Below are 14,198 nucleotides of genomic sequence, written 5' to 3' on the forward strand. Positions count from 1 at the left end.
ACGACCTCACCAACCCCGTCGCCAACATCACCGCCGCCGCCAACTACGCCGCCGACCGCTACGGCTCCATCGACAACGTCAACTCCGCCTACTGACAGGCGGATGGCACGCCGTGACGGTCCACTAACGTGCACACCGCCGACGGGCGAGGTGGACCGTGATGTCGGCGGCGATCTCAACGGTTGCGGGCAGAACCCGCATGATCCGGCTGAACACCTGCTCCCGCTCCGAGGGCGGCAACACGAGATAGGCCGAGATGGTCGAGAGCTGGCCGACGTAGTCGGCAGCACTCATCGTCAAGCGCCTTTCGATCACCGACTGCTGAACGTCGGTGAACCATGCGGACCGTCGGAGCTCCGTACCCGGCCACTGCATGTCCTGCTCCGGAGGCGTTCCGTCCGGGGACGGAACCTCGTCGCTCTCCAGGGACGGTGCTCGTGCCGCGCGAACGGCGTCCGCCACAACCGGGTCGGCCAGTCGGACCGGCCCGCCGAACGAGGCGAACACACCACCCGGCTCCACCAGCGCGGCCATGCGTGACCACCGGCCCTCCGGATTCGTCCAATGCAGCGCTGCCGCCACATAGACCAGCCCGTACTTCCGGCCGGGCCGCAAGTCCTCGAACGCGGCCTGCACCGTCCTGACGCCCGCCGGCACATGCTTGCGCAGCTCGGCGAGCATGGCCCCGTCGGGCTCGGTCGCGGTGACCTCGACCCCCCGTCGAGCGAACAGCCGGGTTGCCTTGCCCGTCCCGGCGCCGATCTCGAGGGCGGTCCGAGCCGGTTCACCCGCGTACGCCATCACCTCGTCGAAGAGGCCTACGGGATACCCCGGCCGGAACCGCTCGTACGCTTCCGCCATCACTCCGAAACTCAGTGCGCGACCGGACATGCCCAGCATCCTGGCACGGCCCGCGGCGTCGACGCTCAAGCATTTCCCGCGTCCCGGCCGCCGGGCCATGGAGGGCACAGAGGCCCGGCGGGGCCCGGAGGAGCGCCGTGGCCTTCGCCGGTCCCGAAGCGCGGCTGCCCCGGAACGGCCCGGCCCGGTCCTCAACAGGGCTTTGACCCCCTCGTGTTGAGAGCGACCGGCCCGGTCACGAGTTGACGACCGTCGCTCCACGATGTGTGCACCTGTGGCACAGTCGTGCCGTGGATGCACTGCGGCCTCAGGACCCTGCGCGCATGGGCGCCTACCACCTACTCGCCCGTCTCGGCGCGGGCGGCATGGGACAGGTGTATCTCGGCAGGTCACCCGGCGGACGACTGGTGGCCGTGAAGGTCATCCGCGACGAGATCAGCGACCACCCCGAGGCGCTGGCCCGGTTCCGGCGGGAGACCGAGACCGTCGAGGCCGTGCGCAGCGCCTACACCGCGCAGCTGATCGAGGCTTCGCTCGACGCGGCTCCCTACTGGCTGGCCACCGAGTACGTGTCAGGGCCCACCCTGCGCGGCGCCGTGGGTGCGAGTGGGCCCTTCCCGCCGGACAGCGCCTTCGGACTGCTCGCCGCGCTCGCCGAAGGGCTGGCCGCGGTCCATGCCCACGGAGTCACGCACCGGGACCTGAAGCCGCACAACGTGATCCTCTCCCCACAGGGGCCGCAACTGATCGACTTCGGCATCGCGCGAGGACTTGAGCAGACGATCCTGACCCGGGACGGGATGGTGTCGGGGACCCCCGGCTACACCGCACCCGAAGTGCTCCTGCGCAATGAGGTGGGCCCTGCGGCCGACGTCTTCGCGCTGGGCGCGACCCTCGCGTACACGGCGACGGGACGGCCTCCGTACGGCACCGGCGAGCCGGCGGCGGTGAGCTACCGGACCGTGCACGAGGACATCGACCTGGCAGGCGTGCGGCCCGAGCTGGCCGAAATCGTACGGCAGTGCGTGGCCAAGGACCCGGCGGACCGACCCGATCCGGCTGCCGTGATCGCGCACTGCGCGGTGAACTCGCCGCTCGCGTCGGACGCCCACTACCGGATGCTGGTACGCACCGCCGAACCCGTCCCCGGACCCGGGTACGCGACGGAGCCGCCCACGTGGTCCGGCGCGCGCCCGGAGGCGGAGCCGGAGACGGAGATGGGGACGGTCCGCGCACCGGAGCGCGGTGCCGGTACACGGCCGACGAATCACGGGCCGGCCGCCGGCCGGGCGGAGCGGGCCGCTACCACCGGACCCAACGGACTGCCGGACACCGCACCGGACGCCGGCCCGGACCCGCGGCGCCCCGCCCGGACCTCACGCGGCAGAGCCTGGCTCGCGGTGTGCGCGGTGGCGGTCGCGGTCCCGTTGACGGTCTGGCTGCTCCCGGAATCGGACAGCGGGGACACCGGCGCCGAGCCCACGACGGAGATCACCACGTCCGGGCGGCCGACCGCACCGCGGACGAGCACTTCACCGTCCGCCGACAAGCGGCCGGCCGATGGGCCGCCGGACCACATCGTGAACGACCGTGTCTCGCAGGACCGCTGGACCCTGTCCGACGATCCTGCGCAGGCAGCCCAGGGCATCGGTTCCTGCGATCTGTCCAGCATCACCGATGCCTCACCGCCCTCCGGACTGCGCTCCTCCGTCTCCCACACCACGGGCTCCGACACCGCCACGCTGGAGCTGCGCCCGCAGAACGCCGGAGAGGGCAAGCGGCCGGCGCCGTACTACATATCCGTGGGGGTGCGGCCCCCGCACGAGACGGACCGGGCCACCGGACGGCCCCTTCGGTCCGTCAGCAAGGGCATCGGCTTCACCAGCGAACCCGTCGACATCTACTCCGGTTGGTCCTCCGGTGGAACCGTCAGGTTCAAGTACCCCGACGACTTCCGTGCCCACTTCGGCGAACGCGCCGTCGACGCGCTCCCGGTGGGGGACGACAGGGGTGACTGGACCGTGGTGCTGTACCACGTCGAGGGCGGGCCCACGAAGTACACCTCCGTCGTCTGCAACGGCTTCCACGCCTGAGCCGTACACCGTCAGTCGCCGGGTCTCTCCCAGACCGAGACGTGCCTGCGGCTCTCGCCGGTGAACGGCGTGCGGCTCCACCCCTCCCACCGGTCGCGCAGCCGCATTCCGGCGAGCCGGGCCATCAGGTCCAGCTCGGCCGGCCACACGTACCGGAACGGGATGGACCGGTGCTCGGCGCGACCGTCGACGACGGTGACGTAGTTCGAACTCATCGCCTGGGAGACGGTGTCGTAGGTGTCGAACGCCCATTGCGTCGGACCGATGTGGAACGGCACGGCTGTCTGTCCCGGCGGCAGCAGGCGCAGATCGGGCACCCCCACCTCGACGACGAAACAGCCACCGGGTCTCAGGTGCGCTGCGGCATTGCGGAAGCAGTCGACCTGTGCGTCCTGCGTCGTCAGATTGTTGATCGTGTTGAAGACGAGGTAGGAGACCGTGAACGTGCCGGGCACCCGTGTCGTCGCGAAGTCACCGATCGTCACGCAGACGGTGTCACCGCACGGTATGGACGCACGGCGTCACCCGAGAGCGTTCTCCACCACGTTCCGTAGGGTTGTCCTCATTCCGGAAGCCGCCTCCTGCCCCAGGTAAGACAACGGACCACGAAGTGAGTGATGGCCGCGGGCACGGGTACGGGCATGGGTATGGCTGCCCCGCACGTACCGCCGCTCCGGCAGGGACCGGACGAGCACCACCGCGCTTCGGGGCCCGAAGAACACGGAGGCCGACACGGTCACACCGGGCAACCCGTTCCGGGTCCGTGACTTCGCAACCGCGCCCTCGGAACGAACAGAAGGAACCGCACGACGATGAAACCGCTGATCGGCATGGAACGGCGCGTCACGGTATGCGCACTGGCCACGCTCGCCCTCGTACCACTCACGGCGTGCAGCGGCGAGGATCCCCACCCCTCGTCGCCCTCCTCCCCGGCGGCGTCCTCCCCGCACGCCGGGGCGACGGGACCGGCCGAGGGTGCGAATCCGTTCACGGGACGGTTCAAGGAGCTCGAGCGCAAGTTCGACGCGCGGCTCGGCGTCTACGCCATCGACACCGGCACCGGTCGCGAGGTCACCCACAACGACGGAGAACGCTTCGCCTACGCCTCCACGTTCAAGGCGCTGGCAGCGGGAGCGGTCCTGCGCAAGTACTCCGTGGACGGGCTGGACCAGGTGATCACGTACTCCCGGGACGATCTGGTCAGCAACTCCCCGGTGACCGAGAAGCACGTCGGGACCGGGATGAGCCTGGGCGCGCTGTGCGATGCCGCCGTCCGTTTCAGCGACAACACCGCGGCCAACCTGCTTCTGGACCGGCTGGGCGGCCCCCGGGGCCTGGACGCCGTGCTCGCCGGGATCGGCGACGACGTGACGCGGATGGAACACCGGGAACCGCGACTCAACCAGTGGTCTCCCGGTGCCCTGTCCGACACGAGCACGCCACGGGCGCTCGCGGGCGACCTGCGGGCCTTCGTCCTCGGAGACGTTCTAGGACAGGGCGAACGCGCGCAGCTGACGAAGTGGCTGCGCGCCAATGCCACCGGAGACGAGCTCATCAGGGCCGGGATGCCCGAGGACTGGGTCATCGGCGACAAGACCGGATCCGGTGGCACCTACGGCACCCGCAACGACATCGCCGTGGTGTGGCCGCCCGACAGTGCCCCCATCGTGGTGGCGATCCTCTCGAACCGCAGCAGGGCGGACGCCGACTACGACAACGAACTCATCGCGCAGGCGGCGTCCGTGGTCGCCGACACACTGTCGTAGCCGAGGGGCTTACTCAGGCGGGACGCGGCGCGATGGTGTGCCGGATCCAGACGTTGGGTTCGACGTAGACGGCGTGATCGTGGGCGGTGTCGCAGTGCACCGGTGTCAGTGCGCCGGGTACCTCGACGGCACCGTTTCACAGCGGAGCACCCTGCCACAGGCGGTCATCGAGGCCGAAGGAGTTACGGCCTCTCGTCCGGATCATGCCGGGCTCGCGGGGCCTGGCCTGATCCGGACGAAAGTCCCTGGTGCTCGGCCACCGCCGGTGCCGGGCGCTGTCGAGGACCGGGCCGCCGCACGCGCCCGGCCGGGCCCGAGGAAGCGATTCCCATGGATTCCACCGAATGCTGCCGTACCCGGCCCCTCACGACCTGAGAAGGGACTGCGTGTCCGCCTACGGCTTCTCGACCCCCAGCCACTGGAGGATCTCAGAGGTCACGGGATCGGTGATGTCGGCGAACTCATCGTGCTTCTTGAGGTACTTGGCCACGTAGGGGCAGACCGGAACGATGCGCATACCGCTCTCGCGTACGTCGTTGAGGGCCTCCGTCACGAGAATCGAGGCCAGGCCCTGCCCGGCGAAGGCGTCGTCGATCTCCGTGTGGTAGAAGACCCGCTGTCCGTCCCGGTCCCGGTAGACGGTGAAGCCGGCGGTCGTGCCGTCCACCTGGATCGCGTACCGGTGCCGTGCGTCGATGCGCTCCACGACGGGAGCGGAGGCGTCGGGCGTCGTCATGGTCTTTCCGATCGTCGAGTGGGAGATGGGTGGGGGTGGTTCAGCGGCGCGAGGGGTTGCCGCGCGACCGGATGGTGGCATTCGGCAGAACGGGAGCGGGGAGGCGGTCACCGGGGTATCCGTCGACGGCGCCGAAGCGGTCGGAGGCGCTCTCCCAGTCCTCGCGGGCCCGGACGATGTCCTCGTGGCTACGGCCGATGAAGTTCCACCACATGACGATCTCCTCCTCGAACGGTGTGCCGCCGAGCAGCAGCACCCGTGCCGTTTCTTCGGAGGCGTTGGTGAGCGTCAGGGTTTCGGTTCCGGGGCCCACGTAGCCCAACTCCGCCTGGAGTACCGGGGTCTCGCCCAGGCGGATGGTGCCCTGATCGACGAGAACGCCGTGCTCGAAGCCGGTGTCCACGGCGAGGGTGACGGTCGCGTGCGGGTCGAGGAGGAGTTCGGCGCCGAGCAGCGGGGTGAAGGTCCGCACCGGGGACGCGGTGCCGGCGAGTGTTCCGAGGAAGACCCGGGCCTCGCCCCCGTCCAGGCGGACGGGCTCGGGGACGTAATGCTGGAAGTCGCGCTCCGCGTGCCGGTGTTCCTCGGGCAGTGCCACCCACAGCTGGGCGCCGTGCAGGACCGTGGTCCGCGGGGTCGAGACCTCCGTGTGGCTGATGCCGTGCCCGCCCGTCATCAGGTTGAGCTCGCCGGGGCGCACGAAGGCGTGGCTGCCCATGCTGTCGCGGTGCTCGATCTCCCCGCCGAAGAGCCAGGACACGGTCTGCAGCCCGGTGTGGGGGTGGGGCGCGACATCCATGCCGCCTGTCTCGGCGACGTTGTCGGGGCCGTAGTGGTCGGCGAAGCACCAGGCGCCGATCAGGGTGCGGCTGCGCTGCGGCAGGGTGCGCCGTACCGTCATCGCCCGCGGGCCGCCCAGCGGGACGTCGCGCGGGGTCAGCACTTCGACCTGCGGTGTCGCTCCGCCGTGCCCGTCGTTCACCGAAGCCGCACAGCGCACCTCGGCCGGGGCCGTCTCAGCGTTGCTCATCGCCCGGTACCCCCTGGACCACGCTTGTTGGATATTCAACTACCATGGTTGGATCTTAGGGCACCACCGCCCGAAACGCACGGCAACGGCGGGCGGACCGGCGTGGTCGGAAGGAGACCGGAGTGAGCGACGCGATGAGTACACCGGACAGTCGGCGGATCTTCGTCGACAAGCAGTCCCCCAAGGCGTACCACGCTCTGGTCCAGACTTCCGAGGTGGTCCGTGCGACCGCCGCCGACGCCGGCCTGGACCGTGTGCTGGTGGAGCTGGTCAATCTCCGCGTCTCACAGCTCAACGGCTGTGCCTACTGCCTCGATGTGCACACCAGGGCGGCGCTCCGCGCCGGCGAGTCCACGCAGCGCCTCGGAGTGCTGGCGGCCTGGCGGGACACGGAGGTGTTCACCCCGCGGGAACGCGCGGCGCTCGCGCTGGCGGAGGCGACCACCGAACCCGCCGACGCCACCGCGCAGGAGGCCGCCTACGGTGCGGCCCGCGAGGTGTTCGGCGACGACGAGATCTCCGCGGTGATTTGGGTGGCGATCACGATCAACGCCTTCAACCGGGTCTCGATCCTGAGCAAGCACCCCGTGCGCAGGGCACCGGGAACGTCCGCCCCGGGACACTGACTTCCGGCGCTACCCCGCGCCGCCGCCCCGCGCCCGCTCCAGCCAGGGACCGAACTCGTTCTCCCGGACCAGTCGGCCCAGTTTGCGGTACTCCTGGAGCACGGCCGAGACGATCTGCTCCATCCCCAGCGGCTGCCCCGATTCCGCCGCCAGATAGGCGGCGGTCACCGCGCAGGCACGGATCGACCCTCCCGCCAGCTCGAAGCGGCCGGCGCAGAACTCCAGGTCGAGTCCGGCCTCGCGGGGGACCGCCGTCCCCAGACAGCGGTCCCACAGGGCCAGGCGCTGGACGGCGTCCGGCATGGGGAACTCCGCGATCACATCGAGGCGCCGGGTGAAGGCCTCGTCGAGATTGCCCCGGAGATTGGTGGTGAGCACCGCGATCCCGTCGAAGGACTCCATCCGCTGCAACAGATACGCCGACTCCACATTGGCGTGCCGGTCGTGCGCGTCCTTGACCTGCGAGCGCTTCCCGAAGATGGCGTCCGCCTCGTCGAACAGCAGGATGCCGTTGACGTCGGACGCCTCCGCGAAGATCCTTTCGAGGTTCTTCTCGGTCTCCCCGATGTACTTGTCCACCACCGTGGACAGATCCACGACATAGAGCTCCATGCCCAGCTCCGACGCCACCACCTCGGCGGACATGGTCTTGCCGGTCCCGGACTCGCCCGCGAACAACGCGATGATCCCGCGTCCCCGGCCGCCCCCCGGCCGCATCCGCCACTGCCCGAGCACCTGCTCGCGGTGGCGTGCGCGCAGGGCGAGCTCGGACAGCTCGCGACGGGTCGCGGCAGGCAGTACGAGGTCGTCCCAGCCGACCGCCGGCTCGATGCGGCGGGCGAGCCGTTCGAGCCCCGCCCCGTTCTGCGCCCGGACCGCCGCACGCAGATCCTGCGCGTCCACCGGACGGTCCTCCAGGACGGCCAGCCGGGAAGCGACGACGGCCGCCTTGCGCACCTGCTCGGAGTCGAGCCGGTAGGAGGCGGTGGCCTCGACGAGCTCCTCACCGGCCGACGCGCCCCCGGCGGGCAGCCCGACCGAAGCGCCGGCCTCGGCGAGTGCCCGCCGCCACTGCCGCGCCACGCCCCCCGGGCCGGGGGGCAGGACAGGGACCGGAACCGGACTCTCCGCTGTCCACAGCGGATCCCAGTTCTTCCTCCCGTAAGCGACCAGGGGAGCACCGCAGACCGCGGCGCAGACGTCGCTGAGCAGCCGGGCCCGCTCGGGCCGCTCGGGGGCGAGCGACTCCAGCGGCCCGAGGACGACCCCGCCGCCGCTCAGCCTGGCCTCGGCCGCCAGCGTCCGTACGGTATCCGCCGGTTCGGGAAGAGCAGCCAGGGCCGCGATGTCGACCACCAGTGGACGGCGTCCCGCGGCGAGAAGCGCCTCGACCGCCAGTTTCCCGGGATCGCCGCCCCGGTCGAGCAGATGCACCAGTCCGCTGCCCGTGCCCAGCGCCGCCGCGACCCGCAGGACCTCCGGAGCAGTGTCCGGCCCCTCCCCGCACGTGACCGCCCGGACGAGACCGCGCAGCCTCCCGTCGGTCTCGTCGTCGCCCAGCAGATACGCGGTGATCCGGTCCGGCACACGCAGCACCCGCGACAGCAGCGGGCGGTCGGCCTCCAGGACCTCCAGCAGCCCGCCCGCGACCAACGGCGCGGACGGCGAGAACCGGAAGCGGCCGGAGCCCGCGGCGGGCAGTCCGCAGAGGTCCAGGGCCAGGCCGATCGTGGGCCTGCGCCGGGTGAGGTCGTCGTTGAGATAGCCGTAGAGCCGCTCGAACCGGTTGTCGATGTCCGGGGCCATCGCGACCAGCAGCAGATCGATGTCCAGCGGGACCAGGCCGAAGTTCTCGACGAGCCGCCTGATCCGGCTCCCGGGCGGCGACTGCGGCGACGGCTCGGAGCCGTACACGGGGACGGGCGAGAACGCGTCGCGGGACTCCACGATCCGCGCGGCCGCCTCGGGGGTGAGGTACTGCCCCCGGTACGGATCGTCCGGCTGCGGATCGGCCGCCCGCCGGAGCGCCACAGCGGTCCGCACCCGCTGCTCGACGTGGACCAGCCGCTCCCAGAGCTCCTCGACCGCCGCCGTCGGGGCGTCGGCCGGTCCGCGGACGGCACGGGTGCCCTGTGTCGTGGTCATCGGGCGGTGCCTCCGCGCCTGCGCCGGCCGGGCGGCAGCTGCCGTTCCCGTTCCGCGGCGAAGCCCTGACCGCCGGGGTCGGACGCCCCGTCGTAGCGCAGCCGGCGCCCCGGTCCCGCCCCGTCGCCCTCCCGTGCGGGCGCGGACTTCACCACCAGGCCCTCGGTGACCGGCGGGCCGGCGGCCGTCCGTTCACCGGCCAGCGGTGCCCATACCCGCAGATCGATGGCGGCCTTGAGCTCACCGCCGAGCGCTGACCACACGTCCGAGGCGGACGGCCCGTCGATGCCCGGTCCCGCCGCCTCCAGCTCCACCGCCAGCCCGAGCTCGGCGAGACTGCCCGTGTGCATCCGGGCGGGCAGCACGTCCGACCGTACGAGACAGCGCAACACCTCGGAGAGCAGGCGGTGTTCGTCCTGCGGGCGATTGGTCCAGGCCGTCACCAGATAGGTCAGCTCGTACCAGCGCGGCGGGGTCCGCCGGCCGATGACCATTCCCTCCTCGTCGTGCTCCTCGGCGGCACCGGTGCGGCGGCGGGTCGCGTCCTCACGGATGCGGTGGAGGAAGACGCTGATCGTGGGCGCGTTGCGCCGGGCGGACCAGTCCTTCGTCGGCGCGTCGAAGACCAGGTCGACGCCGCTCTCCTGGAGGCCGGCGTCGACCAGCAACAGCCGCAGCCCCTCGTCCACTTCGTGGATCATCGGCGACCCACCTCGTCCGGCGGGACGATGGTGCCGCCGACCACCAGGAAGGACGTGGTGACCGGGCTGAACCCCGGTCCCTCGGCGGTGATCGTGCGCGGCCCCGTCTGGTCCTTCGCCAGGATCAGCAGCTGCGCGATGAACGTACGGTCCCGGCGCGGGAAGGCGGGCGGTGCGGCCGCCGTGATCCCCGGCTTCCAGGACAGCTTCACGGGTGCCCCGGGCGGGAAGTCCTTGCCCCGCACGGAGGTGACGAACCCCGGCTTGCCGACGGCGGGTACCGCGATGATCCGGGGCTGGAGGATGCGCAGCGGCTTCCTGGACACATTGTCACGGGGGTTGGCGTCCGTGCCGGTCGTGGTCAGTGTTCCGGTGATGCTCGTGGTCAGCGCCCGGTCCGGCCTGAGCACGACGCGGACGACCGTGGAGGCGTTCGGTGCCAGGTCGGGCAGTGTGCACACCCCGGTGGTGCAGCCCGCCGGAAGTGGACCCGCAGGGATCCGCGAGGGCAGTCCGAGCTTCAGCCGCAGTCCGGTGGCGAGCGCGTTCCGCCCGTTGCGCACGGTGTACGTCACCACCACCCGGCCGCCGACGTAGCCCGGACTGGGCTGGGCCCGCACGGAGACCGCCGGCCCGGCCTCGGGCTCGGGAGGCTCGGGGGCCGGAGGCCGGGGCGTCGGAGTGGGCGTCGGCTTCTCGGGTGTCTCCTGGACCGGGACGGTGGTGCCGGTGGCGTTGTCCGTGGGGTTCGGGTCGACCACCGCTCCGGCGACCGACCAGCCGATCCGCTGGTCTCCCGGCGTCACCCCGGTGAGCCGGGCGGTCACCTCCACACTCGTCCCCGGCGGGAGCACTCCCAGGTCGCACTGGGGAGATTCGGTGCCGCAGGTCCCGGCCGGGGTGGTGAGCTCCTCCAGGCGCACACCGGGTGGGGCGTCGACGGTGAGCACGGTGCCGGGCGAGGGCGCGGGACCCCGGTTGGTGACGGTGACCGTCACCGAGACGGAGGAACCGGTCTCCACCGAGGGGCCGGTGGGCGGCGCGGTCAGGGACAGGTCGACCGACTGCTGGAACGCGGGCTCCTTCTGCCGTCCGCCGATCCTCTCGCCGAACGGCGTCAGCGTGCCGGAGGCGAGGTCGAGCACGGACAGCTGCTCCGGGGAGTTCGGTGCGAGCGCCCGGCGTGAACTCAGCACCAGCCGCCCCGCGTCCGGCGACCAGGCCACGTCGCGGGGCTGGAAGGGACCGGTCCGTGAGGTGTCGGGGATCTCCTGGTGGCAGGCGTCGGGGTTGTTCCGCTGGACGGACGGAAGCACGACCCGGCACTCGCCTCCGGTCAGCGAGGTCACGACGACACCGGCGCGCTCATTGACCTGGCCGCCGCCGTCCTTCCGGTTGAAGGCGAGCGAGCTGCCGTCGGGGGAGAACGCGGGACTGTCGTCGATCTTCTTGCATTCACCGGGGCAGATGGTTGCGCTGAGGTCCCGCTGCTGGTCGAGCGCCGATACCGGGACGGTCCAGACGTGCTTGATGCCGCCGAGGCCCCGGATCACATGGTTGCGGGTGAAGGCGAGCGTGGTGCCGTCCGACGACCAGGCCGGCTGGGCGTCGCCTCCGGTCGACTGCCCTGCCGGCGGCACGATCCGGCCTTCGATCGCTCCCGTGGCGACATCCGCGATGAGAATGCTGCTCGGCCCCGGCTGACCGTCGACCCGGCCGGGAGAGGTTCTGGTGAACGCCAGTTTGGTGCCGTCGGGCGAGAACGTGGGGTCGGTGTCCCAGTCACGGGGACCGCGCCCGGCGAGCGGCATCGCCGCCTCATGGGTGCCGTCGGTGTCGGCCAGCCAGATCCGCTCGACACGCTCCTTCTCCGGACCCTCGAAGCGGGTCAGGACGATGCGCCTGCCGTCCGGTGTGTAGTTCTGCCGCTCGGTCCAGGGGTCGTAGGCCTCCGACGGATTGAACAGCGGATCCTTGGCGGGGTCGGTGTTGGTATTGGCCTCCGGGTCCTCCTTCAGGATGGAGCGCCCGAGGTCCCGCGGGTCCGAACCGTCCTGCCGGACGTCCTGGAGCGTCACGTCGTTCGCCTCGCGGGAGGTCCGCCGTGCCACGACGGGCGTCCCGGAGTCCGCGGGCCCGAGCCAGGTCGGCGACTCGACCGCACGGTCCTCGCCGAGCGTCAGGCCCGGCTCGTTCCCGTCGAAGGCGGTCGTCCGGTAGACGTGGTCGTAGTCCTTGCACCCGCAGGTGGTGTCGGGGCTGAGGAAGAGCAGGCCGTTCCCGTCCGGAAGCCAGGCGGCCGACCGCGAGCGCCAGTCGGCCTGGACACCGGCCAGCAGCGGCCGGTCGGCTCCGATTCCCTCGGTCACCCGGAGCCGGGGACCCGTCGTCTCGTCCGTGGTGAGGGTGTACGCGATACGAGCCCGGTGGGTGTCGTCGTCCACCGGGTTCCACTCCGGCTCGGTCGCGTCGCCGGGCGGGCCGTCACTGATCACCCTCGCCGCGCCGCCTGCCACGGCCCGTTCGTAGATCAGACCGGTCCGCCCGGGACCGGAGTCACAGGAGTACGCGATCCGTGAGCCGTCCGGGGAGAAGGTCGGGGAGGTCTCGTTGTTGGGGGTGTCCGTCAGCCGCCGCAGACCGGATCCGTCGATCCCGACGATCCACAGTTCACGCTGGACCACACCGTCCGATCCGCGCTCCGCGGAGTCGAACACCACGGTCCGTCCGTCCGGGGAGAGTTCGGGATGCGCGGCGTCCCGGTCGGTGGTGAGCCTGCGCACCGCTCCGCCCGCGTCACGCACGTACACCTGGGGCCGCAGGCTGTCACGCAGGCTGGTGAAGACCAGCAACTCACCGCGCGCGAAGGGGTCCTGGTCGTAGTGGGCCGGCCCGGGGCCGAACAGCGGGTCGCTGGTGGACGGGTCGGTGACCCGGCCGAGGCTGCGGTGCTCGGTACCGGCATAGGCGATGCGCCCGGCATCCGCGGGGCTCTCGTCCGCCGCCGCGGCGATGCGCGGCGCACTCCGGGGCGCGGTCGCGGAACCCGCCACCAGCAGCGGCGCCAACAGCACCACCGCACCCGTCAGTCGGCCCAGCCGGGTATGCCTCGCAGGGCCAGCAGTGCCGGTCACGGCCCACCTCACAGTCTTTTTGATGACTCTCCAAGACAAGCATCGTGCGCGGCCGGGGCCGAGGACAGGTCCGGAGTACCCGGAGAGGGGGAAGCGACTGTTGCCCTTTGCGGCGCCTCCCCGGCCCCTCGCCCGTCCGCCAGGGCCGGAAAGACCGGCTCACCCCCGTGCGGCGACGTCCTCACGCCGTCCGCACGGGAGCCCGGGGACAGCACTCAGATGAGCCCGTGCCGCATGGTGTAGCCGACGGCGTGCGCCCGGTTGCGCAGTTCGAGCCGTGTCACCACCTCGTGCAGAACGTTCTTGACGGTGCGTTCGGAGTACGAGGTCTTCTGCGCGATCTCCGCGGTGCCGTAGCCCTCCGACACCAGCCTGATCATCTCCGCCTCCCGCGTCGTGAGCGTGGAGAGCGACAGCCCCCGGGGGTCGAGGACCGTGCGCTGGAGGCTGCTGACATGGTCGAGGAGCTTGCCGAGCAGGTCGCCCGGCAGCACTCCCTCGCCGTTCGCCATGGCCGTGACCAGGTGCACGAGGCTGTCCTGGTTGGCCTCCCCGCGCCTGAGGACGGCGGCGACACCGCACTCGATCATGGTCTGGAGCGCGCCCGATTCGAAGAAACCGACGACGAGTCCGGTGCGGGTCGTGGTGTTGCGCTGGAGACGCTGAAGGAGCTGGACGGTGCGCTCGTCCACCATGTCCACTACTACTAAGGAGACTTGGGCCCGGTCCGCCTCGGCGTCGGCTATCAGCTCTATCTCGGGCCGCGGACGGATCTGGTGCTCCACACCGGTCCGCAGGATCAGGTCCTCCGCGTACACGGCGACGGAGACCCTGCCCCGGGGAGCCTCCTTGGCCCGGCCTTCGGCGGATCGCTCCGCCGCGGTGGGCCTGCGGTAATGGCCGCGTTCAACGGCCGTGTTCTTCATCTCTGCTGTCGTCGTCATTCTTCTGCGTGCCTGTCTTCCTCAGATACTTCCGTCGTTGATTCCGTCCGATACGCCTGTCTCCGCACTCGACCGCGCCGCCCTCCGGCACGGCGAGCGGGCCCGCGGAGGGGTCGCCGGGACATCGCGCCGTTGTGCCCTCGGGGCACCACTCGTGCCCGA

At 71.2% G+C, this 14,198-nt stretch carries 10 protein-coding genes and 3 pseudogenes; 4 read left to right on the forward strand and 9 right to left on the reverse strand.

The window, feature by feature from the left end; genetic code table 11:
- A pseudogene (locus ACWCPY_RS32035) lies at positions 1 to 95 on the forward strand (transglycosylase SLT domain-containing protein); the annotation flags it as partial.
- 28 nt (positions 96 to 123) lie between these two features.
- Here ACWCPY_RS32035 and ACWCPY_RS32040 read toward each other — a convergent pair.
- The gene (locus ACWCPY_RS32040) at positions 124 to 891 is read right to left on the reverse strand and encodes a class I SAM-dependent methyltransferase (RefSeq protein ID WP_451270883.1); all 768 of its coding nucleotides are present in this window, start codon (positions 889 to 891) and stop codon (positions 124 to 126) included.
- Positions 892 to 1,184: 293 nt separating this feature from the next.
- Here ACWCPY_RS32040 and ACWCPY_RS32045 point away from each other — a divergent pair, with 293 nt between their 5' ends.
- Positions 1,185 to 2,954: a protein kinase domain-containing protein gene (locus tag ACWCPY_RS32045; RefSeq protein ID WP_451270885.1), complete on the forward strand. Its 1,770-nt coding sequence runs from the start codon at positions 1,185 to 1,187 to the stop codon at positions 2,952 to 2,954.
- Positions 2,955 to 2,965: 11 nt separating this feature from the next.
- On the opposite strand, the pseudogene ACWCPY_RS32050 reads toward ACWCPY_RS32045, so the two are convergent.
- Positions 2,966 to 3,460 (reverse strand): annotated as a pseudogene (locus ACWCPY_RS32050) (SAM-dependent methyltransferase); the annotation flags it as partial.
- Between the two features lie 324 nt (positions 3,461 to 3,784).
- On the opposite strand from ACWCPY_RS32050, the gene bla reads away from it, so the two are divergent.
- Complete coding sequence (gene bla, locus ACWCPY_RS32055; protein WP_451270979.1) at positions 3,785 to 4,720, forward strand: class A beta-lactamase; 936 nt, start codon at positions 3,785 to 3,787, stop codon at positions 4,718 to 4,720.
- Positions 4,721 to 4,733: 13 nt separating this feature from the next.
- Here the strand turns inward: bla and ACWCPY_RS32060 are convergent.
- The 3 genes and pseudogenes from ACWCPY_RS32060 to ACWCPY_RS32070 all read right to left on the reverse strand — a co-directional run.
- Positions 4,734 to 4,856, reverse strand: a pseudogene (locus tag ACWCPY_RS32060) (N-acetyltransferase); the annotation flags it as partial.
- A 258-nt stretch (positions 4,857 to 5,114) separates the two neighbouring features.
- Entirely contained in the window at positions 5,115 to 5,456 is a 342-nt protein-coding gene (locus ACWCPY_RS32065) for a GNAT family N-acetyltransferase (protein WP_451270887.1), read from the reverse strand.
- 40 nt (positions 5,457 to 5,496) lie between these two features.
- The gene (locus tag ACWCPY_RS32070) at positions 5,497 to 6,486 is read right to left on the reverse strand and encodes a pirin family protein (RefSeq protein ID WP_451270889.1); all 990 of its coding nucleotides are present in this window, start codon (positions 6,484 to 6,486) and stop codon (positions 5,497 to 5,499) included.
- A 134-nt stretch (positions 6,487 to 6,620) separates the two neighbouring features.
- Between ACWCPY_RS32070 and ACWCPY_RS32075 the strand changes: the two genes are divergently transcribed.
- The gene (locus ACWCPY_RS32075) at positions 6,621 to 7,112 is read left to right on the forward strand and encodes a carboxymuconolactone decarboxylase family protein (RefSeq protein WP_451270981.1); all 492 of its coding nucleotides are present in this window, start codon (positions 6,621 to 6,623) and stop codon (positions 7,110 to 7,112) included.
- Between the two features lie 9 nt (positions 7,113 to 7,121).
- On the opposite strand, the gene ACWCPY_RS32080 is transcribed toward ACWCPY_RS32075, so the two are convergent.
- From ACWCPY_RS32080 to ACWCPY_RS32095, 4 genes are all read right to left on the reverse strand, one after another.
- Positions 7,122 to 9,257, reverse strand: a complete 2,136-nt coding sequence (locus ACWCPY_RS32080) for an ATP-binding protein (RefSeq protein WP_451270891.1) — start codon at positions 9,255 to 9,257, stop codon at positions 7,122 to 7,124.
- On the reverse strand, positions 9,254 to 9,958 hold the full coding sequence (locus ACWCPY_RS32085) for a DUF4255 domain-containing protein (RefSeq protein ID WP_451270893.1): 705 nt from the start codon (positions 9,956 to 9,958) through the stop codon (positions 9,254 to 9,256). Before ACWCPY_RS32085 ends, ACWCPY_RS32080 begins: the two co-directional genes overlap by 4 nt.
- Positions 9,955 to 13,092 carry a hypothetical protein gene (locus ACWCPY_RS32090; RefSeq protein WP_451270895.1) on the reverse strand — a complete coding sequence of 1,046 codons (3,138 nt, stop codon included), beginning with the start codon at positions 13,090 to 13,092 and terminating at the stop codon, positions 9,955 to 9,957. The genes ACWCPY_RS32085 and ACWCPY_RS32090 overlap by 4 nt, the downstream gene beginning before the upstream one ends.
- 215 nt (positions 13,093 to 13,307) lie before the next feature.
- Complete coding sequence (locus ACWCPY_RS32095; protein WP_451270897.1) at positions 13,308 to 14,036, reverse strand: helix-turn-helix transcriptional regulator; 729 nt, start codon at positions 14,034 to 14,036, stop codon at positions 13,308 to 13,310.
- Between the last annotated feature and the right edge of the window lie 162 nt (positions 14,037 to 14,198).

This window comes from Streptomyces sp. NPDC002403 (assembly GCF_053593015.1).